This is a genomic window from Pseudomonas mediterranea CFBP 5447 (assembly GCF_000774145.1).
Classification (GTDB): Bacteria; Pseudomonadota; Gammaproteobacteria; order Pseudomonadales; family Pseudomonadaceae; genus Aquipseudomonas; species Aquipseudomonas mediterranea.
Genome location: NZ_KN322983.1, coordinates 324,920 through 350,868, shown reverse-complemented (window position 1 = coordinate 350,868; position 25,949 = coordinate 324,920). Strand labels below are relative to the sequence as shown.

The 25,949-nt window shown below is 61.3% G+C and carries 18 protein-coding genes and 2 tRNA genes; 8 read left to right on the top strand and 12 right to left on the bottom strand.

Annotation, left to right across the window (positions count from 1 at the left end):
* The first annotated feature begins 39 nt into the window (after window positions 1–39).
* Entirely contained in the window at window positions 40–1,827 is a 1,788-nt protein-coding gene (locus N005_RS07040; RefSeq protein ID WP_047700536.1) for a bifunctional diguanylate cyclase/phosphodiesterase, read from the top strand.
* A gap of 496 nt (window positions 1,828–2,323) precedes the next feature.
* On the opposite strand, the gene N005_RS07035 is transcribed toward N005_RS07040, so the two are convergent.
* The 6 genes from N005_RS07035 to bamJ all read right to left on the bottom strand — a co-directional run bounded on the left by N005_RS07035 (window position 2,324) and on the right by bamJ (window position 10,162).
* Window positions 2,324–2,740 (bottom strand): hypothetical protein, encoded by a 417-nt coding sequence (locus tag N005_RS07035; protein WP_047700535.1) that lies wholly within the window; start codon window positions 2,738–2,740, stop codon window positions 2,324–2,326.
* On the bottom strand, window positions 2,740–7,473 hold the full coding sequence (locus tag N005_RS07030) for an RHS repeat-associated core domain-containing protein (protein WP_047700534.1): 4,734 nt from the start codon (window positions 7,471–7,473) through the stop codon (window positions 2,740–2,742). The genes N005_RS07035 and N005_RS07030 overlap by 1 nt, the downstream gene beginning before the upstream one ends.
* A gap of 403 nt (window positions 7,474–7,876) precedes the next feature.
* A complete protein-coding gene (locus tag N005_RS07025) occupies window positions 7,877–8,248 on the bottom strand; it encodes a hypothetical protein (RefSeq protein WP_003179080.1) in 372 nt (123 codons plus the stop codon).
* On the bottom strand, window positions 8,245–8,586 hold the full coding sequence (locus N005_RS07020) for a helix-turn-helix domain-containing protein (protein ID WP_047700533.1): 342 nt from the start codon (window positions 8,584–8,586) through the stop codon (window positions 8,245–8,247). The genes N005_RS07025 and N005_RS07020 overlap by 4 nt, the downstream gene beginning before the upstream one ends.
* A 113-nt stretch (window positions 8,587–8,699) precedes the next feature.
* Window positions 8,700–9,155 (bottom strand): YkvA family protein, encoded by a 456-nt coding sequence (locus N005_RS07015; RefSeq protein ID WP_047700532.1) that lies wholly within the window; start codon window positions 9,153–9,155, stop codon window positions 8,700–8,702.
* A gap of 293 nt (window positions 9,156–9,448) precedes the next feature.
* Complete coding sequence (gene bamJ, locus N005_RS07010; RefSeq protein WP_003204577.1) at window positions 9,449–10,162, bottom strand: BamJ family beta-barrel-assembly machinery protein; 714 nt, start codon at window positions 10,160–10,162, stop codon at window positions 9,449–9,451.
* A 377-nt stretch (window positions 10,163–10,539) separates the two neighbouring features.
* Here bamJ and N005_RS07005 point away from each other — a divergent pair, with 377 nt between their 5' ends.
* On the top strand, window positions 10,540–12,348 hold the full coding sequence (locus tag N005_RS07005) for a c-type cytochrome (RefSeq protein WP_047700531.1): 1,809 nt from the start codon (window positions 10,540–10,542) through the stop codon (window positions 12,346–12,348).
* 31 nt (window positions 12,349–12,379) lie between these two features.
* Window positions 12,380–13,516, top strand: coding sequence for a catalase family protein (locus N005_RS07000; RefSeq protein ID WP_047700530.1), 1,137 nt, complete (start codon window positions 12,380–12,382; stop codon window positions 13,514–13,516).
* An 84-nt stretch (window positions 13,517–13,600) separates the two neighbouring features.
* Here the strand turns inward: N005_RS07000 and N005_RS06995 are convergent.
* Together N005_RS06995 and N005_RS06990 are read right to left on the bottom strand one after the other, a co-directional pair.
* Window positions 13,601–13,677 (bottom strand) — tRNA-Asp (locus N005_RS06995).
* A gap of 17 nt (window positions 13,678–13,694) precedes the next feature.
* Window positions 13,695–13,770 (bottom strand) — tRNA-Val (locus N005_RS06990).
* 160 nt (window positions 13,771–13,930) lie between these two features.
* Between N005_RS06990 and rdgC the strand changes: the two genes are divergently transcribed.
* The 3 genes from rdgC to sugE all read left to right on the top strand — a co-directional run bounded on the left by rdgC (window position 13,931) and on the right by sugE (window position 16,401).
* Entirely contained in the window at window positions 13,931–14,851 is a 921-nt protein-coding gene (rdgC, locus tag N005_RS06985) for a recombination-associated protein RdgC (protein WP_047700529.1), read from the top strand.
* A gap of 149 nt (window positions 14,852–15,000) precedes the next feature.
* A complete protein-coding gene (locus tag N005_RS06980) occupies window positions 15,001–15,969 on the top strand; it encodes a bile acid:sodium symporter family protein (protein ID WP_047700528.1) in 969 nt (322 codons plus the stop codon).
* A gap of 117 nt (window positions 15,970–16,086) precedes the next feature.
* On the top strand, window positions 16,087–16,401 hold the full coding sequence (gene sugE / locus N005_RS06975) for a quaternary ammonium compound efflux SMR transporter SugE (RefSeq protein WP_041022709.1): 315 nt from the start codon (window positions 16,087–16,089) through the stop codon (window positions 16,399–16,401).
* Between the two features lie 98 nt (window positions 16,402–16,499).
* Here sugE and N005_RS06970 read toward each other — a convergent pair whose 3' ends face one another.
* From N005_RS06970 to N005_RS06955, 4 genes are all read right to left on the bottom strand, one after another.
* A complete protein-coding gene (locus tag N005_RS06970; RefSeq protein WP_047700527.1) occupies window positions 16,500–18,374 on the bottom strand; it encodes an MFS transporter in 1,875 nt (624 codons plus the stop codon).
* A 100-nt stretch (window positions 18,375–18,474) separates the two neighbouring features.
* The gene (locus N005_RS06965; protein ID WP_047700526.1) at window positions 18,475–19,623 is read right to left on the bottom strand and encodes a TDT family transporter; all 1,149 of its coding nucleotides are present in this window, start codon (window positions 19,621–19,623) and stop codon (window positions 18,475–18,477) included.
* A gap of 104 nt (window positions 19,624–19,727) precedes the next feature.
* Complete coding sequence (locus N005_RS06960; protein WP_047700525.1) at window positions 19,728–20,039, bottom strand: cupin domain-containing protein; 312 nt, start codon at window positions 20,037–20,039, stop codon at window positions 19,728–19,730.
* Between the two features lie 68 nt (window positions 20,040–20,107).
* Entirely contained in the window at window positions 20,108–21,301 is a 1,194-nt protein-coding gene (locus N005_RS06955; RefSeq protein ID WP_047700524.1) for an MFS transporter, read from the bottom strand.
* Window positions 21,302–21,417: 116 nt separating this feature from the next.
* Here N005_RS06955 and N005_RS06950 point away from each other — a divergent pair, with 116 nt between their 5' ends.
* On the top strand, window positions 21,418–21,957 hold the full coding sequence (locus N005_RS06950) for a TetR/AcrR family transcriptional regulator (RefSeq protein ID WP_047700523.1): 540 nt from the start codon (window positions 21,418–21,420) through the stop codon (window positions 21,955–21,957).
* A gap of 369 nt (window positions 21,958–22,326) precedes the next feature.
* Window positions 22,327–25,797, top strand: coding sequence for a hybrid sensor histidine kinase/response regulator (locus tag N005_RS06945; protein ID WP_047700522.1), 3,471 nt, complete (start codon window positions 22,327–22,329; stop codon window positions 25,795–25,797).
* Window positions 25,798–25,949: the final 152 nt, after the last annotated feature.

The following is a 25,949-nucleotide window of genomic DNA, read 5'->3' as shown; positions in this document are numbered from 1 at the left end:
CCACGGCGCCCGGTCCTTTTTTTATCGCCAGAGATCGCCATGACCACGACCGAACAGCTGAGTGCCTTGAGTTCAATCCTGACTCAAAGCGGTTTGCACAGTCTGTTCCAACCGATCGTATGCCTGTCCGAACGGCGCATCCTGGGTTACGAAGCCTTGACCCGCGGGCCGTCCAACAGCCCCTTGCACTCGCCCATCGCCTTGCTCTCCGTGGCCCGCCAGGCCGGACGCCTCAGTGAACTGGAACTGGCCTGCCGACGCAGTGCCTGCCAACGCTTCAACGAGCAGAAACTACCGGGCAAGCTGTTTCTCAATGTCTCGCCCGAGTCGCTGCTGGAGTCGGCGCACCAGACCGGACGCACTTTGCAACTGCTGCAGGATTTCGGCATCCCGCCCAGTCAGGTAGTGATCGAACTGACCGAACAAACCCCGATCGATGATTTCCAGCTTCTGCAGAACGCGCTGCATCATTACCGGGCCATGGGTTTCTCCATCGCCCTGGACGACCTTGGCGCCGGTTATTCGAGCCTGCGGCTGTGGTCCGAATTGCGCCCTGAATATGTGAAGATCGACCGCCATTTCATCGACGGCATTCACCAGGATGCCCTCAAGCGCGAATTCGTCGGCTCGATCCTGAAAATCGCCCGGACGTCACGTTCCCAAGTGATTGCCGAGGGCATCGAACTGCCGGAGGAACTGGCGGTGCTTATGGAAATGGGCGTTGATCTGGTTCAGGGCTATCTGCTCGCCCGCCCCCAGGAACAGCCGTCACGGGACGCCAAGGCGCTGATGCCCCGGCAGGACAGCGGCACGGTGTCGCTAAGCGATGAAATCAACGACCTCAGCGCCCTGCTCAACGAGCAACCGGCCATGTCCCACGACACCCCCACGGCACGGGTCCTGGAAGCCTTTCGGCGCCAGGCCAACCTCAACTCCCTGGCCGTGCTGGACAATCAGAACCGCCCCTGCGGCATCGTCCACCGCCATTCACTCTCGGACGCCTTGCTCAAACCCTTCGCCACCGACCTGTTCGCCCGCAAACCCATCAGCCGCCTGATGAGCGATGATTTCCTGGCCGTGGAACTGAGCCAGTCGCTGCAGCAAGTCAGCCGCCTCATCACCAGCCGCGCCCGGCAACGCATCGAAGAAGACTTTATCATCACCCTCAACGGTCACTACCTGGGGCTGGGACGGGTGATCGACGTGCTCAAGCTCATCACCGAACTGAAGATCCAACAGGCCCGCTACGCCAACCCGCTGACCCTGCTGCCGGGCAACGTACCGATCCAGCAATGCCTCACCCGCCTGCTGCAACAGCGACAGGAAGCGGTGATCTGCTACGTCGACATCGACAGCTTCAAACCCTTCAACGACATCTATGGCTACGGCCGCGGCGACGAAGTCCTGCTGTGCCTGGCTCAATGCCTGAACGAACGAATCGACCCCAGCCGCGACTTCGTCGGCCACATCGGGGGCGACGACTTCCTGCTGGTCCTCGGCCCGGAAGACTGGCGCAAGCGCCTGAACCAACTGCTCAGCGACTTCCAGACCCATTGCCGCCGGTTCTATCGGCCGGAGCATCTGGAGGCTGGGTGCTTCACGGCATTGAATCGGCAAGGGGTTCGACAGGATTTCGCGTTGTTGTCGTTGTCGATTGGGGTGGTGCATCTGAGGTCGGACGCGTGTGGGGAACTGGATGCGAGCCAACTGGCGGAACTGGCTTCGCAGGCTAAGCATCATGCGAAGGAGATTTTGGGAGGAAGTGTCTATTTGATTGACGGTTTGACTGAGCGGGAGCCTGTCATGGAGTCAAGTTTATCGGTGTAAGGGCCCGCGTCTTGGGCACAGACCGCCACGCTGTAAGCACGACTAGCGATACCTTGTGGCGAGGGAGCTCGCTCCCGCTGGGCTGCGAAGCAGCCCCCTGACCAGCTCCCCAGCGTGCCTGGCTGATCGAGCAGACTGCCTCAGGGTCGCTTCGCAACCCAGCGGGAGCAAGCTCCCTCGCCACAAAAGCAGTTCGTGGTGTGCCGATAGGCAGTAGAGAACCGCTGTGTGCGGCTCATATCCGCAGCAAATCGATGCAGCTTTTAACAGCTTGCCAACATCGCCTGCCCTAAGAACTCCCGTGTCAAATTCACCCAGGAAGGCGTTAAGGACTTGCTCAATAGTTTCGTGTTCGGCTGGCCAGGTCTTGATGGAATGACCGCCAAAAAAATTATACAACTCGTGAAACCGTCATTTAATCCATCAATCTAGCGGATTCTTTTTAGAGCAGAGTATTTCCTATGCAAGGATATCCATTTGGTAAGCTACTGCTGGCCTACCAAGTCGATGGGTCTTCTCGGGCCGCTGTCTTGAGATCCTCTCTCCAAACTTCCTTCGCAAGCACAAACACATCGTGGAAAAACTCTCGAGGATTTTTTAAGTTATACCATTCACCGCGTGGCCAACTGCCCGCACAATCCTCATCGATTTCAAACAACGCTTGGAAATCATAGTTCGGGTCCTTAAGCGCCTCCTCGAGAAATACCACCAGTACATATTTATGCCTATACGACAGACACGCTAAATCAAGAGCATATTTAACAATCAGTTCAGAGCGATCATGCTTATCATTGGGATCGTACACTCCCAACGCTACGCCTCTTGTTTCTTCCCGATCGTAGACGTCGAACTGACCGATAAACCACATGAGATCAGGCACAAACTGCTCATTCAAAAAAGGATCTTTCAACATTATTTTTTCTCCGCGGGAAATCCGGTATACGGCACACCATGCTTATCGAACTTCACCTCGAACCAATTCAGATTTTCATTCAACTTGGGATTCTGTTTATCTTTCTTATTCGGCTTGTAACCACGCCCTGCTCCGGGTAACTCCTGCCTTACTATCCTATCTTTTTTGTGATCCAGTCCTGTAAACGGATCCAACCCAAGCCCTTCTCTGGTCATAGCTTTATTCAGCGCATTTAAATGCACGCGCCAATTGCTGAACTGGGAGCTTAAACTTCCATTCGCGCCTTTCGGAATTTCACCCGTATGTGGATTTGCACCGTTAATTGCCCTCTGTTTGAGTGCTGCATCTGAAATTTCTGGCCCATGCTTTTCAACGGTATGCATGCCATATTCTTTTTCCATTCGAGTGACACGCCGCTTGGCATTCGCCTCCCCCAACTCATCAATCCGAGCCCGCCGCTGCTCCGCCGTCATCGGCAGCCGCGGCTCTCCCTCATCCACCCCAACCTTCGCAGCCGGATCCTGCTCCCCAACCGCCGCCTTGCACCCACCCTTCCCCGGGCAATCCACCAACCCCAACGGATCCACCCACCCCGTCGGGTTCAGGGTGTACCGATACCCATTGAGCCCACCCGCCAACTTGCTCGGGTCAGGCGTCAGGTAGCGGCCCGTTTCCGGATTGTAGTAGCGGTGCCGGTTGTAGTGCAGGCCGCTTTCCGGGTCGAAGTATTGGCCCTGGAAGCGCAGCGGTTGTTCCAGCTGTTCGCCGCCGCCGTGTTCTAGCGCGCGGGTTTTGCCGTAGCCGTGGTAGCGCGCCGACCAGACGATCTGGCCGCCGTAGTTGGTCAGTTCCTGGGGCGTGCCCAGGTGGTCGAGGTGGTAGTAGAACGGGCAGGCGTTGAGGCCTTTGCCGTCGAGCAGTGCCAATGGGCGGAAGGTGCCCGGTTCGTAGAGGTAGCAGCGGTGGTGCTCGTAGAGGTAGCGGCCGAAGGCGTCGTAGCGGTAGGCCGTTTCGCGGCCGTCCGCCGTGGTGACGCCGATCAGGCGGTGCTGGCTGTCGTAGCGGTATTCGGTGACGAGTGCCTGGGCCTTGCCGCGGCGTTCGCGGATCAGGTTACCGAAGGCGTCGTAGTCGTAGTGGCGGTCGCCCTCCATCAGCAGACGATTGCCCTTGAGCTGGGTCGGGCCGGGACGGTCCTGCATCAGCAGGTTGCCGGCCGGGTCGTGGGCGAAGTGTTCCGTGGGATCGGTGTGGGAGTGCTCGATCCGGGTCAGGCGGTCGAGCGGGTCGTACTGGTACTCGCGCCGCCCTCGACGGCTGTCGGAAAGGGCGGCGAGGTTGCCCTTGGGGCTGTAGGCATAATCGCGCCAGAACAAGCTCTGCTGGTTCTGCAGCACGGTGTGGGCCTTGAGCCGGCCCTGTTCGTCGTGTTCGTACTGGCTGAGCAGCAGGCCCTGTTGGCGCTGGTGTTCGCGGCCGCCCCGCAGCTGGTGTTCGCTGAGGCGTGCACCGTTCAGGTCGATGGCGGTCAGTGCGCCGCCCGGGGCGTGGTGGTAGTCGACCTTGCTGTTGTCCGGCAGGCGCAGGTGATTGAGCCGCCCGCAGGTGTCGTAGCCATAGCGCAGGGTGCCCCAGCCCTGGTGCTCGCTGATCAGCCGGTCCTGGGTGTCGTATTCGAAGGCCAGCGGATGGTCGCTGCCGTCATCGACATCCACCAGCCGGCCCAACCCGTCGTAGCGGTACTGGATTGTCTGGCCGTCGGGCAGGGTCTTGATCAGCAGGCGTCCGGCCGCGTCGCGCTGGTAGGCGGTGACAAGCTGGCTGCCGTCGGCACCGAACTCGGTTTTTTCCAGCAAGTGCCCATTGAGGTCGTAGGCATAGGCGCTGCGTTGGCCGTCGAAGCCGACTTGCTGTCGGATCAAGCCGCTGGGGGTGTAGTCCAGCTGATATTTTTCGCCGGACTCGTTCTCGATCTCGGTCAGCAGCAGCCGCGCCGAGTCGTAGCGGTAGTGCAGCGTGCTGCCGTCGGGATTGATGCGACGGCTGACCAGGTGCAGGTCGTCGGCGTATTCGTAGCGGGTGACGCGGCCCTGTTCGTCGCGCTCGGAGGTGACCTTGCCGTAGGCGTTGTAGGTCCAGGCGCGGCTGGCGCCGCTGGGCAAGGTGGTCTGCAGCAGACGGCCCACGGCGTCCCATTGGTAGTGCGTTACCCCGCCGTGTTCGTCCTGGCGGGTCAGCAAGCGCCCCAGGACGTCGTAGGCAAAAACCCGCTGGCTGGCGTCAGGCAGGGTTTCTTCCGTCAGTTGGCCGAGCCGGTTCCAGGTGAAGCGGTGTTCGCTGCCGTCCGGGTAGTGGATCGACAGCAACTGCCCGTGGGCGTCGTAGGCATAGCGGGTGCGCTGTTGATCCGGGTCGATGGCCTCGATCACCTCGCCCCGGTCGTTGCGCCGGTAGGTCCAGATGGCCTTGCCGCGAGAACGGGTGTGCAGGAAGCCGTTGCGGTATTCGTAGGACGTGGGCGCGTCTTCGGGGGGAATCAGCGCCACCAGCCGTCCGACTTCGTCGTAGTGGTATTCGGTGACGGCGCCCAGCGGGTCCTGTTCGGCAATCAGCCGGCCCTGTGCGTCGTAGGCCTTGAGGTGTTCGCCGCCGTCGGGCTCGACCTTGCGTACCAGCCGCGCGCGGTCGTCGTGGACATAGGTTTCTTCGCTGCCGTCGAGGTGGCGGACCGTGACGCTGCCGTCCTCGCCCCAGCTGTAGCGCGTATCCATCTGCGCGAACGAGGCCCAGTGCCGCACGCAGCGGGCCGCCTGTCCGGTGCCCTGCCATTCCCAGAAGAAGCTCGCGCCGCCGGCCAATTGCCGCTGGAGGATGACGTGCGCATCGTCGTAGTCGTAGCGCTCGCTTTCGCCGGCGGCGTTGGTGGCCTCGATCAGCCGTGAGCGTGCGTCGTAGCGATAGGTCGCCAGGGTCTGTTCGGTGCGCCAGGCTTCGTCCAGGGTCAGCGCCGGGTGAAAGCTCTGGTAGTCGAGGGCGACGAGGTGGCGCTGTTCGTAGCGCAGCTGCAGGGCGCGCCCGGCACCGTTGTCCAGGCGGCAGATGTCGCCATGGATGTTGCGCTGGATCGTCAGGCGGTTGTCGAAGCGGTCGCTGAGGGCGGTGAGATAACCGTCGCGAAAGTGTAGGAAAGGTGAGTTTTCGCCGGGTTGGGCGACGATCAGTTCGTCCGGCGCGCTGCCCAGGTAGATCGCCGCCCGGGCCAGGCTGTTGTGGATCGCCGGACGCTGGGCGTTGGGCAGCGGAAAGGTGGTGCGGCGGTTTTCCTGGTCGATCCAGATGACCTGCTCGCCCTCAAGCTGCAGGCGATGCGCCAGGGCATGGCTCCAGCCGCGCCCCAGCCCCACGTCCTGCTCCGCCGCGCTGCTGCGGTACAGGCGGGTGAAGACGAACGGCAGCCGGCCATCGAGCGTGCCGTCGTCCAGGGTCAGCAGTTCTTCGCCGGTGACCATCGACACCGGGCAGCCGTCGGTGCGGGTCAGGGCCGCGCTGTCGGCGCTGTCGCCGTTGGGGTTTTTCGATTGGGCCGGGGCGTCGTCGTGGGGTTCGTCTTTTTTCAGCGTGGTGTTGCGTTGCGCATCCCAGCGTAGCTGCATCCGACCTTTCTTTATTCCGGCCGCGATACCCCGCGCCGCCACGGCCTTGTAGCGGTCGACGTAGCCCATGAAGCCGTTGACGACGGCAAAGATCGCGCAGACGAAACGCTGTACGGCATTCATCAGGCTGGCGCCGTGCCTGGCCAGACGCATCGCCAGGTAAGCGATGCCGGCCCCCGCCCCGGCGAAGGTCAGCACCACGCCGATCAGGAGATCGAGCAGCAACTGCACCACCACCGTCGAGATTGCTTCCGTCGTTTCGCCGGCGAGCTCACTGGGTGGCAGCATCTCCAGCCAGAGACTGGCGGTGCGAACCAGCAGGCACAGCGCCGCCTCATCACTGGTCAGCAGTTGCAGCTTCGCCATCACTTGCGGCGCGTCCTGCGCCAGCTTCATCAACTGACTGGCACTGCTGCCCAGGCGGTCAACAAACTGCCCGGGGTCCTTGAGGATGTCCGAGAGCAGGTTGAGGCTGTCCCACACGCCTTCGATCGCCGCCCAACTGCCGGCGAGCAAGCCGTTGCCCACCGCGGCAGCCGAAGTGGCCAGGGATTGCTGCGCCCACTGCGGCTTGAAACCCTGCCACTCGCCGCGCAGCCAGTCTGTCAGCTCCGTGGTCAGGCCATCGTAGGAGGAAAACAGCTGACTGATCTGCGCGGACGATACCTCGCCCTGGACATGAACCCGATAGAACCTGCCCGCATCCCCCCTGAAGGTTCCCACCCCCTGGGCATCCAGGGTGACCGGCGTGACCTCGCCGCTGTCCACCGCCACCACATCCACCACGATGTCACCCAGCGGAACGTCGTACACCGACTCGAGCTTGCTCTCGATCGTCATCACCCCGCCTTGGGGGCACCGGACAACGGTGGAGAGAAAGTCATAATCGCCCGTGCTGACAGCGGTGGTGCTGCCACCGAAGCGGATCAGCCGCTCCATGCCCATCAGCGAAGGCAGGTCGGCCGCCTGGCTGGCCCGATCGACCGCACGGCCGTACCAGCGCTCCAGTTGCTCGCGATAGAGGGAAAGGGTGTCTTTGAAACTGTCGAGCTCCTGCTCGATACGGTGCACCTGATCCATCAAGGCATGACACGATCAAGGGCCAGCAGGAAAAACCGGTCGAACATGGGCAAACGTCTCGCAGCACTCAGGAAGCGCGAGACTTTGCCGGGGATGGCTGAGGAAATAAGTCAGGGAAAGATGCAGTGGGCGTAGGGCGATTCGCTAAATGCAAAAACCCATCGCCCCCTTGGAGTCGATGGGTCTTCAATCCGCAAAAAGATCATTGTCGGCGATTGCTCAGCGCATGCGTCAGTCGCTGAAGCGTCGGCGCTTTACCGCCGCATGCCCAACTGAGCCCAGGCAAAAATCTTCTTTTTCGACTGGGCTGCCCAATTTTTCTTGAGTTGCCCAGAAAAATCTTGAGAACGCCCGGTTTTACCGATTTTTCTTTAACGGTTCGCAGCAGGATCCGTCAGAGCAATCAGGCCTCCGCCGACTCCGGATACTCGTACTCGAACACCCGGACCACTTCCGACGCATGCCAGGACGCAGCGGCCACGCCATCGGAAGGGCCGGAAAAGCGCCCCAGGCGTTCGACGCACTCGAAGAAACCGGTACGTGGCAACCGGCTGGCGCCCTGGCTGATGACCAGGGAGCTGCGCAGCGGCTGCTCGGCCCGAGCGTCCAGCGCCGCCAGGTGTTCAAGGGCAGCGGTCAAAGTCTGCATGGCCGGGCTGGGCAGCTGCAAGCGCTCCAGCAAGGCACGATACGTCAACAAATGGCGCTGGCGGCGCGCCTGGTCCAACTCACCCAACAATCCATCCCAATGCTGCCGACTGATGCGTACACTCACGATCCTTCCCTCCACCCCGGCACCGTCAATTCCCAGGCCAGACTACGCCGAATCGCGGCATCGGGCTGACGCTCGCCGCTTTCGATCATGGCCAGATAAGACGGGCTGATACCTACCGTGCGGGCCAGCGCCTCAATGGCGATGCCCTTCCCTTCGCGCAAACTGCGTAATTGATCCAGACCAGGAAGAATCTGGTCCGGTGCCGCCGCGTGCTGGGCCATGGCCTCTTGCGGCGGTGCTTGATGGATGCCTGCGGCCTTCAACAACGACTGGTACTGCTCCCACGGCAAAACCGCGTACTCGGGCTCTCCGTCGCGTGTGATTATCTGAATATCCATCTCTACCCCGTAGGACGATGACGCTTAGCGAGTCAGCCTTTTCCTTAGAAGTGTAATCCTAAATGACGGCCAAGGTCGCGGGGTGATGCTCGCCCGATGGGAAACGAACAGAATCAGGGCTTTTTCTGTTCCTGGAGTTGGAGTTGTCGAGGGGTATCGGGGAGTCTTTCGACCCGTGCGAGCTTCTCGGGAGACTGGCTATCACGCCAGGCGCGGAAGGCACTGAGCTCGTCATCAAGGGTTTTCATGAGCCACGCCAGCACGGCGATATCGTCGATCATGCCAAACATTGGCAGCAGGTCCGGAATCGCATCCAGGGGGCTGAGGAAATACATAAGCCCCGCCACTACCGAGAGCAACGACTTGGCACTGACCGCCCGGTATTCGCCACGCCAGTAAGCCAGGCACAACGCCTGCAGCAAACGTAGATCGTCCTTGAGTTTCCCCAGGCGTCCTCCTTCCCGGGCGCCTTTGCGGGCGACGGCAAAGAGCAGCGTCGGCAATCGGCCACGGGCCAGCAGCCGTCCCGCCAAAGGCAGAAAGCGTGCAAAATTCCACGGTGCCTTCATTTTTTCTTCCTACTGAAATGTTATCCACACAAATTGTGGATAACCTTGTGAACAGAGCTTCATTTCACCGCTGAAGCCCGCGTCTCATAAGGCCCGAGCTCAGATCGGGCGTTTTTTACTCACATAAAAAAACCCAATATTTCATTGACTTGACAGGCTGACTGGGTCTAGCACAGCGCCTGTATTGCCTATGACTGCCGCCTGCGCTGTGCGTTCGGTTTATTCGGATTTTCCGCAGCCCGGATGCAACAACGCCCCGCATGAGCGAGGCGTTGTCGTTATAGCAGACGCGATTACTTGGCTGCGTCTTCTTTTGCCGGGTCCTTGATCGCCAGCAGCTCCAGGTCGAAGACCAGGACCGAATTGGCAGGGATCGCAGGGCTCGGGCTCTGGGCGCCGTAGGCCAGGTCGCTCGGGATGTACAGCTTGTACTTCTCGCCGACATGCATCAGTTGCAGGCCTTCGACCCAACCCGGGATCACGCCGCTGACCGGCAGGTCGATCGGGCTGCCGCGTTCCACGGAGCTGTCGAACACGGTGCCATTGGTCAGCTTGCCGGTGTAGTGGACAGTCACGACGTCGGTCGGCTTGGGCTGCGGGCCGTCAGCTTTCTTGACCACTTCGTATTGCAAGCCGGAAGCGGTGGTGGTCACGCCAGCCTTCTTGCCGTTTTCCTCGAGGAATTTCTTGCCGGCGGCCGCCGACTCTTCACTCATCTTGGCCATGCGCTCTTCGGCACGCTTTTGCAGCGCGGCAAAGGCTTCGACCAGTTCTTCGTCTTTCAGCTTCTGTTCTTTCTTGCCGACGGCATCTTCGATGCCTTGGGCGACCGCTTTGGAATCCAGGTCGTCCATACCTTCCTGAGCCAGGCTTTTGCCCATGTTCAGGCCGATACCGTAGGAAGCTTTCTGCGCCGGGGTTTTCAGCTCAACGCTGGTCTGCGAGTCGCAACCTGCGAGTACCAGGCCAACCAGGGCAACCGCCGCCGCCAACCGATGCTGTTTCATGCTATTTCCTTGTTCATGCGCCTAAAGGGCAATCGAGTAAAGCCGCGAGCTTATCAGGCCGCCACGACCAATGGCTACCGGCATGTGAGCCGAAAACCGGGGATAAGTTCAGGTGCCACAAATGCTTTTCACGGTTGCAGGATGAAGCTTCTGTCATCTGTTACGTACATGGACATAGCGACCGCACCAAAACCACTGTGGGAGCGAGCCTGCTCGCGAAGGCGGTGTTCCAGTCAAAACGAATGTGACTGACAGACCGCCTCGCGAGCAGGCTCGCTCCCACAGTGGTTCAATTCATGCAGACCGAAAATAATGGCCACTTGCCGGCCGCGCAGCACTGAGGCATAAGGGCGTATCAAAAAAACAAGGATGTGACTGTGCGCCTCCTCTCTCGCATTTTCCTGCTGCTTTTCGTGCTGGTACTGGTCGCCGTGGCCGTGGTGCTTTATTACGTCGCCAATCCCCGGCTGCCGTTCTACACCCCCGTCGAACAGGTCCACTACCTGGACCAATGGAGCGCCGCCGAGCGCCAGACGTATTACTTCACGCCTCAGGGGACGCAAGTCAAAGGCCTGCGCTACGACTGGTTCACAGCCCTTGAACTGCCCTTCTCGCAACAGCGCTTCGCGTCGCCCGAATACCTGGCGCGCTTCGGCTTTCTGGTCGACCCGGCGCAGAAAGCCTCCCAGGACAATCCCGGCAACTTGCCGGTGGGTTTTGCGCGGCACCAGAACCCGGGCAGCACCGAGCAATTCCTGGACATCACCTGTGCCGCCTGCCACACCGGCGAGTTGCGTTTCAAGGGCCAGGCGATACGGATCGACGGTGGCTCGGCGCAACATGTCCTGCCTTCCAGCGTGCCGACCTTGCGCGGTGGCAGCTTCGGACAGGCACTGGTCGCCAGCCTCGCCTCGACCTACTACAACCCGTGGAAATTCGAACGCTTCGCCCGCCAAGTCCTGGGCCAGGACTACGACGATGCCCGCCACGACGCCTTGCGCAAGGCCTTCAAGGACTCCCTGGATACGTTCCTGCGGGTCGCCTGGAATGACACCCACCGCGGCCTCTACCCAACCGAAGAAGGGCCCGGCCGCACCGACGCGTTCGGCCGTATTGCCAATGCCAGTTTCGGCGACGCCATTTCGGCGAAGAATTACCGGATCGCCGACGCCCCGGTGGATTACCCGCAGTTGTGGGATATCTGGACCTTCGACTGGGTGCAATGGAACGGTTCGGCCCAACAGCCGATGGCCCGCAACGTCGGTGAGGCGCTGGGTGTGGGCGCCACGCTGAATTTCTTCGATGCCCAGGGCAAGCCGTTACAGGGCGATGCGCGCTATCCCTCCAGCGTGCGCGTGCGCGACCTGCACACGATCGAAGAAACCTTGCAGTTGCTCAAACCCCCGGTGTGGCCGGAAGCACTGCTGGGCTCGATCGATAAACCCCTCGCCGCCAAGGGCCGGGCGCTGTTCGCCGAAAACTGCGCCGGCTGCCATGTGCCCAACGTGGTCCAGGGCCCCGACAGACCGGTCCAGCAACTGCACATGCTGCCGGTGAAGGTAATCGGCACCGACCCGGGCACGGCCAATAACATTGCCGACCACCGCTTCGACTTGACCAGCTTGCAATGGAACCCGGCCGAACTGGCGAAACTGGACGTGCAACTGCACCCGACCCCGACACAACCGCTGGACCTGAGCCAGGTTTCGGTCGCCAAGGGCCTGGCCTACGTCACGGCGTTCGTCGAGAACCGCGCCTACCGGGACGCCGGCGTCACCCCGGTCGAGCGGCCGGCCATGGATGGTTTCGGCCTGCCCATCGGCGTACGCGAACTGCGCGCCTACAAGGCCCGGCCACTGGCCGGCGTCTGGGCCACGCCACCGTTCCTGCATAACGGCTCGGTGCCGACGATCTATCAGTTGCTGTCTCCGCAGGATGAACGGGCGACTACCTTCTATAAAGGCAGCTTCGAGTACGATCCCCGACACCTGGGTTATCGCACCGAAGCCTTTACCAACGGTTTTCTCTTCGACACCCGGATCACCGGCAACCACAACAGCGGTCATGAATTCCGCGCCGGCGAGCGGGGTAACGGGGTGATCGGTCGCCTACTGCAACCGCAGGAACGCTGGGCATTGCTGGAGTACCTCAAGGTGCTGGGCGGGCCGCTGGAATCGCAACTGTGATGATGAATCCCTCAGGCAAAAGGACTGACCCATGCTGATCACGCTCTGGCTGCGCCTCGGCGCCTTTCTGGGCAAGACCCTCCTGTGGCTGTTGGGCATCGGCCTGCTCGGCTGGGCGCTCGCCACGGGCTGGTTCGCCTGGCAACACAGCGGACCGGTGTCGGACAAGGAACAGATACCACCCGGCGAAGCCGCCATGACCCAGGAGATCATCCAGACCGCCATCCGCATCGTCGATCAGCATCGCGAAGGCACGCGCTATCTACGCGACGCCCATGCCAAGGCACACGGTTGCGTGACGGCCGAAGTCCAGGTGCCGAGCGACCTGCCCGCCCCTCTGCGCCAGGGCGTGTTTGCCGAACCGGGCAAGGTCTGGCAAGCAACGATACGCCTGTCCAACGGCAACGCGTACCCGCAATTCGATAGCCTGCGGGATGCGCGAGGGATGGCCATCAAACTGCTGAATGTACCGGGCAAGGCACTGTTGGCGGATAGGCAGTCACAAGGCGAACAGGATTTCGTGATGTTCAATCACCCGAACTTCTTCGTCAGTGATGTCGCCGAGTACCGTCAGAATGTGGCTGCCCAGGCCGACGGAAAAAAAGTGATGGCGTTCTTTCCTGGGCTGGACCCGCGCAGCTGGCAGATCCGCCATCTGTTCATCGCCCTGGCGACGCTGTCACCGCCTCCCGTCAGTCCGACCCAGACTACGTACTTTTCGGTATCGCCCTACAAGTTCGGCGAAGCCAACGCTAAGTTTCGGGTAGCGCCAGACCCGGACAGTTGCCCAAGCTATACCCTGCCGGCACAAAACCAGGCACTGCCGAATTTCCTGCGCAGTGCCTTGCATCAGCAGTTGTCCACAGACCGGGTGCCAGCGTGTTTTGTCCTGCAGATCCAACGCCAGGACCCAGGCAAATACATGCCGATCGAGGACACCAGCATTGAATGGCGAGAAAGTGACGCGCCGTTCGAGACGGTGGCGCGAATCAAGGTACCGCCCCAGGACTTCGACACCCCCAAGCTGAACCTGGCCTGCGACAACCAGTCGTTCAATCCCTGGTTCGGCATCGAGGCGCATCGCCCTATCGGTGGCATCAACCGTTTGCGTAAAGCGGTGTATGAGGCGGTCAGCGATTACCGTCACAGCCGGAATGCCGAGCAGTAGATAAAAGGCAGACAACAAAAAGCCCGCTCAATGAGCGGGCTTTTTGTTGGTGACCTGGCATTCAGTATTCCAGGTCATCGAAGATGGCGCAGCGGACGGGACTCGAACCCGCGACCCCCGGCGTGACAGGCCGGTATTCTAACCGACTGAACTACCGCTGCGCGTAACACTGAAAGATTGGTGGGTGATGACGGGATCGAACCGCCGACATTCTGCTTGTAAGGCAGACGCTCTCCCGGCTGAGCTAATCACCCTTCGCTTTCGGTGTGGCGCGCATTCTACGGAGCGTCCTCCATGCTGGCAAGCACTTTTTAAATTAATTTCCTCAGGTCTTCCAAAGGCTTAGCGAAGGGTTGGCCTATGGTCCCGCGAAGAGAATAATGCGCTCCTTTGTATAAAGGAGAGATTCACCCCATGTGGTTCAAAAACCTGCTTATCTATCGCCTGACCCAAGATCTGCCTTTTGATGCCGAGGCGTTGGAAACTGCACTGGCCAGCAAACTGGCGCGTCCATGTGCAAGCCAGGAGTTGACCACTTACGGTTTCGTCGCGCCGTTCGGCAAAGGCGAAGACGCCCCCCTGGTGCATGTCAGCCAGGATTTCCTGTTGATCGCCGCGCGCAAGGAAGAACGCATCCTGCCTGGCAGCGTCGTACGCGATGCCGTGAAGGAAAAGGTCGAAGAAATCGAAGCCGAACAAATGCGCAAGGTCTATAAAAAGGAACGGGACCAGATCAAGGATGAAATCATCCAGGCGTTCCTGCCCCGTGCATTCATTCGTCGCTCTTCCACCTTTGCTGCCATCGCACCGAAACAGGGGCTGATCCTGGTCAACTCCGCCAGCCCGAAACGTGCCGAAGACCTGCTCTCCACCCTGCGCGAAGTCATCGGCTCGCTGCCGGTGCGTCCGCTGACCGTCAAGACCGCACCGACCGCCATCATGACCGACTGGGTCAAGACCCAGAAAGCCGCGGACGACTTCTTCGTGCTGGACGAATGCGAACTGCGCGACACCCATGAAGACGGTGGCATCGTGCGCTGCAAGCGCCAGGACCTGACCAGCGACGAAATCCAGCTGCACCTCAACACCGGCAAGGTAGTGACGCAATTGTCGCTGGCCTGGCAGGACAAGCTGTCTTTCATTCTCGACGACAAGATGGTGGTCAAGCGCCTGAAGTTCGAAGATCTGTTGCAGGACCAGGCGGAGCAGGACGGTGGCGATGAAGCCCTCGGCCAACTGGACGCCAGCTTCACGCTGATGATGTTGACCTTCGGCGAATTCCTGCCGGCGCTGGTTGAAGCGCTGGGTGGGGAAGAGACGCCACAGGGGATTTAACGGAATAGCATCACCTCTGTGGGAGCGAGCCTGCTCGCGAATGCGTCGGATCAGTCAACATCGATGTTGCTGATGCACCGCTTTCGCGAGCAGGCTCGCTCCCACATTGGTTTTGTGTGGTTTCAATTACTGATAACAAGGATCTGGTCATGCGCGCATTGGCTGCACTGAGCCGCTTCGTCGGCAATACCTTCGCTTATTGGGTACTGATTTTCGCCATCGTGGCATTCCTGCTACCGCAGTGGTTCGTGGACCTGAAAGTCGCCATTGTGCCCTTGCTGGGGCTGGTGATGTTTGGCATGGGCCTGGCACTCAAGCTGGAAGACTTTGCCGAAGTGGCCCGCCGTCCAGGACGTGTGGCTCTGGGGGTGATTGCCCAGTTCGTCATCATGCCCGGTACCGCGTGGCTGCTTTGCCAAGTGTTCAGCCTGCCTCCAGAAATCGCCGTCGGTGTGATTCTGGTGGGCTGCTGCCCAAGCGGCACGTCGTCCAATGTCATGACCTGGCTGGCGCGCGGCGACCTGGCCCTGGCCGTGGCGATCTCCGCGATCACGACCCTGCTGGCGCCCCTGCTGACCCCGGCATTGATCTGGTTGCTGGCCTCGGCCTGGTTGCCGGTATCGTTCTCGGCGCTGTTCTGGTCGATCCTGCAAATCGTGCTGCTACCGATTGCACTGGGCATCATTGCCCAACGCCTGTTAGGCGCCCGAGTGCGTCATGCTGTAGAAGTGCTGCCGCTGATATCAGTGGTGAGCATCGTGATCATCGTGGCGGCGGTGGTGGCAGCCAGTCAGGCGAAGATCGCCGAATCCGGCCTGCTGATCATGGCCATTGTGATGTTGCACAACAGTTTCGGTTACCTGCTGGGGTACTTCACCGGACGCTTGTTCGGCCTTCCATTGGCCCAACGCAAGACGCTGGCACTGGAAGTCGGCATGCAGAACTCCGGCCTGGGTGCAGCCCTGGCGAGTGCGCACTTCTCGCCGTTAGCGGCGGTACCCAGTGCGTTGTTCAGCGTCTGGCACAACATCTCCGGCGCGCTGCTCTCAACCTACTTCCGCCGCATGAGCGAAAAGCAGGACCGCGAGACGCTCGCCAGCCAGCAGACGGCGGACTGAGGCAAACTTGATCGAGTGCCCGATCATGGGCACTCTATCTCACCAGTGCGGGGACGACCCCGCAGCTTGTATCAACTTTTATCCGGGGACGACCCCATCCATGCATGGAGGTGTGTAATGTCCTGGATCATTCTGTTTTTTGCCGGCCTGTTCGAAGTCGGCTGGGCCGTCGGCCTGAAGTACACCGACGGTTTCAGCCGCCCGCTCCCGACCGCATTGACGATCGCTGCCATGGCGATCAGCCTCGGCCTGCTCGGCCTGGCGATGAAGGAACTGCCACTGGGCACCGCCTATGCAATCTGGACCGGGGTCGGCGCCGTGGGCACGGTGATCGCCGGGATCATTCTGTTTGGCGAGTCGATGGCGCTGGTTCGGTTGGTCAGTGTGGCGTTGATCGTGGCGGGATTGATCGGGCTCAAGGTCAGCGCCTAGATCACTACCGCTATCGCGAGCAGGCTCGCTCCCACATTGGAATGCATTTCCCCTGTGGGAGCGAGCCTGCTCGCGAAAAATCGAAAGACCGCAGCCTCTTATCTGACTGCCCCGCGCAACTCACCGACCAACGCTTGCAGCCTGGCCGGCTCAGCCATCTCCACCGCCACCGCCGGCCCCGCCACCAGGGTCACCCGCGACCAGAACCGCCGGAACAGCCCCTTGGCCGGATCGCGGCTGAAGAAACTGCCCCACAAGCCCTGCAGCGCCAGGGGAATCACCGGCACCGGGGTTTCCTGGAGGATGCGCGTCAAGCCGCTCTTGAACTCATTAATCTCACCGTCGGCGGTCAGTTTTCCCTCAGGGAAGATGCACACCAACTCACCGTCCGCAAGGTACTGAGCGATGCGCTTGAAGGCCTTTTCGTAGATGTGAATGTCTTCCTGGCGCCCGGCAATCGGAATGGTTCCGGCAGTACGGAAGATAAAATTCAGCACCGGCAGGTTGTAGATCTTGTAGTACATCACGAAGCGAATCGGCCTACGCACCGCGCCGCCAATCAGCAACGCATCGACGAAGGAAACGTGATTGCAGACCAACAGGGCTGCACCTTCATCGGGAATCGCGTCCAGATTGCGGTGTTCCACGCGGTACATGGAATGGCTCAACAGCCAGATCATGAAACGCATGGTGAACTCGGGGACGATCTTGAAGATGTAGGCGTTGACGCCGATGTTCAGCAGCGACACCACCAGGAACAGTTGCGGGATCGACAGTTTGGCCAGGCTCAGCAACACGATGGAGACAATGGCCGAGACCACCATGAACAAGGCATTGAGAATGTTGTTGGCGGCAATCACCCGTGCCCGCTCGTTTTCAGCGGTGCGCGACTGGATCAGCGCGTACAGCGGCACGATGTAGAAGCCGCCGAACACGCCGAGACCCAGGATGTCGATCAATACCAGCCAGGCATGGCCGAAGCCGAGCAGTTCGAGCCAACCATGGCCGTCGACACTGGCGGGGATCGCACCGGAATGCCACCACAACAGCAGCCCGAACACCGTCAGGCCGAACGAACCGAATGGCACCAGGCCGATCTCGACCTTGCGCCCGGACAGTTTTTCACAGAACAGCGAACCCAGGGCGATCCCCACCGAAAACACCGTCAGGATCAAGGTCACCACGGTTTCGTCACCGTGCATCCAGTCCTTGGCGTAGGCCGGGATCTGCGTCAGGTAAATCGCCCCGACGAACCAGAACCAGGAGTTGCCGACGATAGAGCGGGAAACGGCCGGGGTCTGCCCCAGGCCCAGCTTCAGGGTGGCCCAGGACTGGCTGAAGATGTTCCAGTCCAGACGCATTTGCGGCGAAGCGGCTGCCGCTCGGGGAATGCCGCGGCTGGCCAGGTAACCGAGCACGGCGATGCCGATGATCGCGGTCGACACCACCGGTGCGTAGTGGGCCGAAGACATCATGACCCCGGCACTGATGGTACCGGCGAGGATCGCCAGGAAGGTGCCCATCTCCACCAGGCCATTGCCGCCAACCAGTTCATCCTCGTGCAACGCTTGCGGCAGGATCGAATACTTGACCGGACCGAACAGCGCCGAATGGGTACCCATGGCGAACAGCGCCACTAGCATCAGCGACAGATGATCGAACAGAAAACCCACGGCGCCGACGGCCATGATGACGATTTCGCCAAGCTTGATCAGACGAATCAACGCATCCTTGGCGAACTTTTCCCCGAACTGCCCCGCCAGCGCCGAGAACAGAAAGAACGGCAGGATGAACAGCAGCGCACACAGGTTGACCCAGATGGAGCGATCACCCTCGATGGTCAGCCGGTAGAGAATGGCGAGGATCAGCGACTGCTTGAACACATTGTCGTTGAAAGCCCCGAGGGATTGCGTGATGAAAAACGGCAGGAAACGCCGCCGGCGAAGCAAGGTGAACTGCGAAGGGTGACTCATCTTCCATGTTCCTGAGTGGCGTGGACGCTTATTGGAATAACGTTTTTTTATCCAGGCCACACATTAACCTACGGCACGTCGCTTGGGAGCCGCCGGGCAATTATTTCGCCAGCCCGGCAATGCACGGCGACACGAACAACTCACCGTGCCAGGCACCCGCCACCGTGCGCCAGCCGACAATCAGCCACAGCACCACCAGCATCGCCACCAGCAAGCAACCGAACAGGCTGAAGAATCCCAGGCCCAACAGGCTCGCCAGCTTCAGCGTCGTCAGCGCGTACACGCCCAGAGGGAAGGTAAAGCCCCACCAGCCGAGGTTGAACGGGATGCCTTCGCGCAGGTAGCGCGCCGTGATCAGCAGCGCCATCAACATCCACCAGAACCCGAACCCCCATAGCGTGACACCGGCCACCAGCCCCAGGCCGGCGGCGATTTCGCCCATGCCCGGCAAGCCGTTGGCGGCAAAAATCATCGGAGCGTCGCTGCCCAGCACCAGCATGCCCAGGGCCCCCGTGCCGATTGGTCCCAGCGCCAGCCAGCTCGAAGCGGCCATGTTCTCGTGAGGCAGTTTGTGCAGGGCCATGCGCAGCAGCAGAATTGTCAGAATGCTGAACGCCACCGGTAGGGAAAAGGCCCAGAGCACGTAGCTGGTGACCAGCATGACCAGTTGCGAATGAGCGCCAGCCAAATGCGGCGCCAAGAGCCCACCGCTGGCGGCTGCGACTTCGGCGGCCACCACCGGCAACAGCCACACGGCGGTCATCTGGTCGATCCGATGCTCCTGCCGGGTGAACATCAGGAAGGGGATCAACACGCCGCAGGCCAGCGACATCGCCACATCGACCCACCACAACGCCTCGGCCAGCGACACCACGGCGTCTCCCCAGCGCGACAGGCCAAATACCAGGAAACCGTTGATGATGGTCGCCAGGCCCATGGGGATCGTGCCGAAGAACATCGAGACCGTTGAATGGCCGAAAATCCGCCGCGCCTCATCGAAGAACAGCAGCCAGCGGGCTGCGTACAAACCGCTGAACAACACGAACAGCAGGATGTTGAATAACCACAACCCTTCCCCCACGACCCGCAGGCCAGGCACATTGCCCGGCCATTGCGCCAAGGCCAGGGCGAGTACACCGGTGCCCATGGTCACAGCGAACCAGTTGGGCGTGAATTGACGGATGGCCTCCAACGGCCTGGGCAAGTGGCTCAATGGACGCAAACGGTTTGTTGCAGGGCAGCATGTCATGTCGAACTCCAGTCCCCGGTTGAGGTGGAGTCATCTTAGAGCCAGATCGAATATCGATATAACGGGTAATTTCTCTATATGTTATCTGTTTTACAGATAACCCATCAGACACTGCCTTCGCTTTCGACCACCAGGATTCTCGCTGTTCCCTGGGGCTTGGCCACGTGCTCGGTCCCGACCGAGGCGTAGAAGATATCCCCAACACCCAACAAGGCGTCCTTTTCGACCCCCTCCTCCCGGTAGCACATCTGCACGAGCCCATCGAGCACCACGAAGACTTCCTGACCATCGTTGACGTGCCATTTATACGGCTGATCGGTCCAGTGCAGGCGCGTGGTGATGCCGTTCATGTTGGCGATGTCCAACGCGGCCCAGGCACGGTCGCCGGTGAAAGACTTGCTGCGAATAATCTTCAAGGGAAATCACCCGAGATAAATGGCGAAACGCCAAGGCTAACTCAATTCAACCGTTTGCATTCAACGTATCAAGGTCGGACGCCACTGCCTGCCGGTTTGGCAGCCTGACGCAACAACCCCAGCAACGCAGCGATTGCCAACAGAATCAGCACCAGACCATAACCATCGGTTGTCGGGATCAACCCGAACACCCGCGTCAGGTTCCCGGCCAGCAGTGACGGCAAGCTGAACGCCAGGTAACTGAGCACATAGAATGCCGACATCAAACCGGCCCGCTCATGGGGCAAGGCCAGCGGCATGATGCTGCGCAACGCGCCGAGGAACCCCGCGCCGAAACCGCTGCCGGTCACCAGCGTGCCGATGAAGAACAACGGCAGGCTCCCCGTGTGCGCGGCGATCAACACCAGTGCGAGGCCGGTTATCAATAAGCTGGCGGCAAGACGCAGCATTTTCTCCGCGCTTTGGTTGCGCAGCGTGTAGATGGACAAGGCCCCGGTGAGCGTCAGGGCTGCCACCAATGCACCGCCAATCAGGTTGGAGGTCGATCCGGTCGCTGCCCGCACCAGGGACGGTGCCAACGACAGATAGAAACCGCCCACCGCCCAAGCCGCCAGGTTCAACGGCAACACCAGCCACAGGGGCCGTCGCGCCTGCGGCGGCACATGCAGAGTTGGACGCAAGGACTGCCAGGCACCGGGTTGCGGACTGACACTTTCTCCCAGGCGCCAGAGATAAATCGCCTGGGCCAGAAACAAACCCAACAACAGCCAATAGGTCAGTTGCAGGGGCAACGGCGCAAACTCCGCCAGCAAGCCACACCCCAGCGCCCCAAAGGCCATCCCCAGCAAGGGCGCGACACTGGTGATCAGCGGGCCTTGTTGACGATCGAAGTCCAGCAGCGCGGCCCCCAGTACACTGGTGGCCATGCCGGTGGCGAAGCCTTGGATCAACCGGGCCCCGATCAGCCAAGCGATGCTGTCGGCATTGATAAACAGCAGCATTGCCAGCATGTTGAGCAACAGCGCCACGAAGATCACCGGTTTGCGCCCCAGGTAATCCGATAACGAGCCCACGGTCAGCAAAGCCGCCAACAAACTGAACGCATAGACACCGAAGATCAGCGTAAGGATTGCCGGGGAAAACTGCATGTGTTCCTGATAGAGGTGATACAACGGCGTCGGCGCGCTGGAGGCGGCGAGGAAGCCAAGCAAGGTGATTGCCAGGAAGATCAGGCTGGCACGGGTCGAAGCTGGACGGGACATGGGCACACTCCGCAGAAGCTGTTCACAAAATATCAGCAAAAGCTAATTTTTTGCTTTTGCCGAGTGTGCTACCGACGTGCTCTTAAAGCAAATTCTTTGTGTTAAGGTCTGCCCCCATGGCTATTAAAGAAGGTTTACGCCCCGGCGGCAGAAGCGCCCGGGTACAAGAGTCGATCCATTCGGCCGTCCGCGCCCTGCTCCAGGAACAGGACCGCGCCACGCTGACCGTGCCGCAGATTGCCGCGCGCGCGGGGGTGACGCCGTCCACCATCTACCGGCGCTGGGGTGACCTGCCGGCGCTGCTGGCCGATGTCGCTGTGGCCCGCATGCGCCATGACAGCGAACCGGCCAACACCGGCAGCCTGCGCGGCGACCTGCGTGCCTGGGCCGAGCAATACCTCGACGAGATGAGTTCCGAACCGGGTCGCAACATGATGCGCGACATCCAGGCCTGCGCCACGCCAGGGCATTGCGTGGGGATCATCGGCGCGCAGTTGCAGATCATCTTCGACCGCTACCCCGACGAGCCCAACCCAGGCGTCGAACGGTGGATCAACCTGGTGGTGGCGCCGACGGTCTTCCGCATTCTGTTTGCCAGCGCACCGCTGGAGGTTGAGGAACTGTATCGGTTGATTGATATCGCGTTGGGTCAGTAAGGCAGCCATCGCGAGCAGGCTCGCTCCCACAGGAACTGGCGGCGCACGCCGGATCTGTGAATGGTCCATAACCCTGTGGGAGCGGGCTTGCTCGCGAAGACGACTTTACATTCACCATTGATGCAAGCTGACCCGGCGCTTTCGCGAGCAAGCCCGCTCCCACATTTTGTTCTGCGGTGGATGAGCGATTCGTGACCACTGCGAATCCCTTGTGGGAGCGAGCCTGCTCGCGATGAGGCCCGTGAAACCCTCCCCCAGGCTGCACCCCCCCACCACGCCTCGACCTTGGTCGACACTGACGAACCCGAGCGGGCATGCGAGACTGTCTTGCCGGGCCCAGGCCCCGGTGTTCTTCGTTCGGGAGTTTCCATGTCGTTGTCCAGCGGGCTGATCGCCATCGTCGCCCTGGCCTATATGGCCATCATGTTCGCCATCGCCTTCTACGGCGACCGGCGCAGCACGCCGTTGCCGCCACGGGTGCGGGCCTGGGTCTACAGCCTGTCGCTGGCGGTGTATTGCACCAGTTGGACGTTCTTCGGCGCGGTGGGCCAGGCCGCCGAACAGCTCTGGTCGTTCCTGCCGATCTACCTCGGGCCGATCCTGCTGCTGGTGCTGGCGCCCTGGGTCCTGCAAAAAATGGTGATGATCAGTAAGCAGGAGAACATCACCTCCATCGCCGACTTCATCGCCGCCCGCTACGGCAAGTCCCAGTCGCTGGCGGTGGTGGTCGCGCTGATCTGCCTGGTGGGCGTGCTGCCGTACATTGCCTTGCAGCTCAAGGGCATCGTGCTCGGAGTGAACCTGTTGATCGGCGCCGGCGCCGATGCCATGGGCACCCGCGCCCAGGACACCGCGCTGATCGTCTCGCTGATCCTGGCCTTGTTCACCATTGTGTTCGGCACTCGCAACCTCGACGCCACCGAACACCACCGTGGCATGGTGTTGGCCATCGCCTTCGAATCACTGGTCAAGCTGTTCGCCTTCCTCGCGGTCGGCGCGTTCGTGACGTACGGCCTCTACGATGGCTTCAACGACCTGTTCGACCAGGCGATGCTCGCTCCGCGCCTGGAGCAATACTGGAAAGAAACCATCAACTGGCCGTCCATGGTGGTGCAGACCGGGGTGGCGATGATGGCGATCATCTGCCTGCCGCGACAATTTCACGTGACCGTGGTGGAGAACATCGAGCCCCAGGACCTGCGCCTGGCCAAGTGGGTATTCCCCGCCTACCTGGCTCTGGCCGCGCTGTTCGTGGTACCCATCGCCCTCGCCGGGCAGATGATGTTGCCCAGCTCAGTGCTGCCGGATTCGTTCGTCATCAGCCTGCCGCTGGCGCAGGCTCATCCGGCGCTGGCGTTGCTGGCGTTCATTGGCGGCGCTTCGGCGGCCACCGGCATGGTGATCGTCGCGAGCGTAGCCCTGTCCACCATGGTGTCCAACGACATGCTGCTGCCCTGGCTGTTGCGTCGCAACAACGCCGAGCGGCCGTTCGAGGTGTTCCGCCAGTGGATGCTCTCGGTGCGGCGGGTGAGCATCGTGGTGATCCTGCTACTGGCCTACGTCAGCTACCGACTGCTGGGCTCCACCGCGAGCCTGGCGACCATCGGCCAGATCGCCTTCGCCGCGGTCACCCAATTGGCGCCGGCCATGCTCGGCGCGCTGTACTGGAAACAGGCGAACCGCCGCGGTGTATTCGCCGGCCTCGCCGCCGGGATTTTCCTCTGGTTCTACACCCTGGTGTTGCCAATTGCCGCCCACAGCCTCGGCTGGTCCCTGAATACCTTTCCGGGCCTGGCCTGGCTGCACGGCAACCCATTGCATCTGCCGATCAGCCCGCTGACCCAGGGCGTCGTCCTATCCCTGGCCGGTAATTTCACGCTGTTTGCCTGGATCTCGGTGCTGTCGCGCACCCGGGTGTCGGAGCACTGGCAGGCCGGACGCTTCATCGGCCAGGAAATCAGCGCCCGCCCTAACGCCCGGTCAATGCTGGCGGTGCACATCGAAGACCTGCTGCAACTGGCGGCACGCTTCGTCGGCGAGGAACGGGCACGCCAGAGTTTCATCCGCTTTGCCTACCGCCAGGGCAAGGGCTTCAACCCGAACCAGAACGCCGACAGCGAGTGGATCGCCCACACCGAACGCCTGTTGGCCGGTGTGCTCGGGGCCTCGTCGACGCGGGCCGTGGTAAAAGCCGCGATTGAAGGTCGGGAGATGCAACTGGAGGATGTCGTCCGGATCGCTGACGAAACCTCGGAAGTGCTGCAGTTCAACCGCGCCCTGCTGCAAGGGGCCATCGAGAACATCACCCAGGGCATCAGCGTGGTCGACCAGTCCTTGCGATTGGTGGCGTGGAACCGTCGTTACCTGGAACTGTTCAACTACCCGGACGGCCTGATCAGCGTCGGCCGGCCGATTGCCGACATCATCCGCTACAACGCCGAACGCGGCCTCTGTGGTCCGGGCGAGGCCGAAGTCCACGTCGCCCGGCGCCTGCACTGGATGCGCCAGGGCCGCGCCCATACATCCGAGCGGCTGTTCCCGAACGGCCGGGTGATCGAGCTGATCGGCAACCCGATGCCGGGCGGCGGTTTCGTCATGAGCTTCACCGACATCACCGCCTTCCGCGAAGCCGCACAGGCCCTGACCGAAGCCAACGAAGGGCTGGAGCAACGGGTGGCCGAACGCACCCGGGAGTTGTCGCAACTGAACGAAGCCCTGACCGAAGCCAAAAGCACCGCCGAAGCGGCCTATCAATCCAAGACCCGCTTCCTGGCCGCCGTCAGCCATGACCTGATGCAACCCCTCAATGCCGCTCGGCTGTTCTCCGCCGCGCTGTCCCATCAGCACGACGGTTTGCCAGGCGAAGCCCGGCAACTGGTACAACACCTGGACAGTTCACTGCGCTCGGCCGAAGACCTGATCACCGACCTGCTGGACATTTCCCGCCTGGAAAACGGCAAGATCAACCCCGACCGCAAAGCCTTCGCCCTCAATGACCTGTTCGACACCCTCGGCGCCGAGTTCACGGTGCTGGCGCGGGAACAAGGCCTGAAATTCCGCGTTCGCGGCTCGCGATTGCGGGTCGACAGCGACATCAAATTGCTGCGGCGTATCCTGCAGAACTTCCTCACCAATGCCTTCCGCTATGCCAAGGGACCGGTGCTGCTGGGCGTGCGTCGGCGCAGCGGCGAGCTATGCCTGGAGGTCTGGGACCGCGGGCCGGGCATCGCCGAAGACAAGCAACAAGTGATTTTCGAAGAGTTCAAACGCCTGGACAGCCATCAGACCCGCGCCGAAAAAGGCCTGGGCCTGGGCCTGGCCATCGCCGACGGGCTGTGCCGCGTACTCGGCCATACCTTGCGCGTGCGCTCCTGGCCGGGACGCGGCAGTGTGTTCAGCGTCAGCGTACCGCTGGCCCATACGCAGGTGGCTGTGCCCCATATCGTGGCCGAGCCCAACGGCCATTTGCCCAGCGGCGCGCAGGTTTTGTGTGTCGATAATGAAGACAGCATCCTGATCGGCATGAACAGCTTGTTGACCCGCTGGGGTTGCCAGGTGTGGACCGCACGCAACCGTGAAGAATGCGAGCGCTGGCTCGCCGAAGGCGGACGCCCGCAACTGGCCCTGGTGGACTTTCACCTGGACGATGGCGAGACCGGTACCGAGCTGATGGCCTGGTTGCGCACCCGTATGGGTGAACCGGTGCCAGGGGTTGTGATCAGCGCCGACGGCCGCCCCGAGACGGTGGCGCAGGTACACGCCGCCGGGCTGGATTACCTGGCAAAACCGGTGAAACCGGCGGCGTTGAGGGCGTTATTGAGTCGGCATTTGCCGTTGTAGAAGCTACGCAGCTCCGGCCAGGCATCGAACTTGTGGCGAGGGGATTTATCCCCGTCAGGCTGCGCAGCAGCCTCCCTTATGTGAGTGCTGCGCACTCAAGCGGGGATAAATCCCCTCGCCACAAGGTTTGCATCAGCCAAAGGATTCGCATC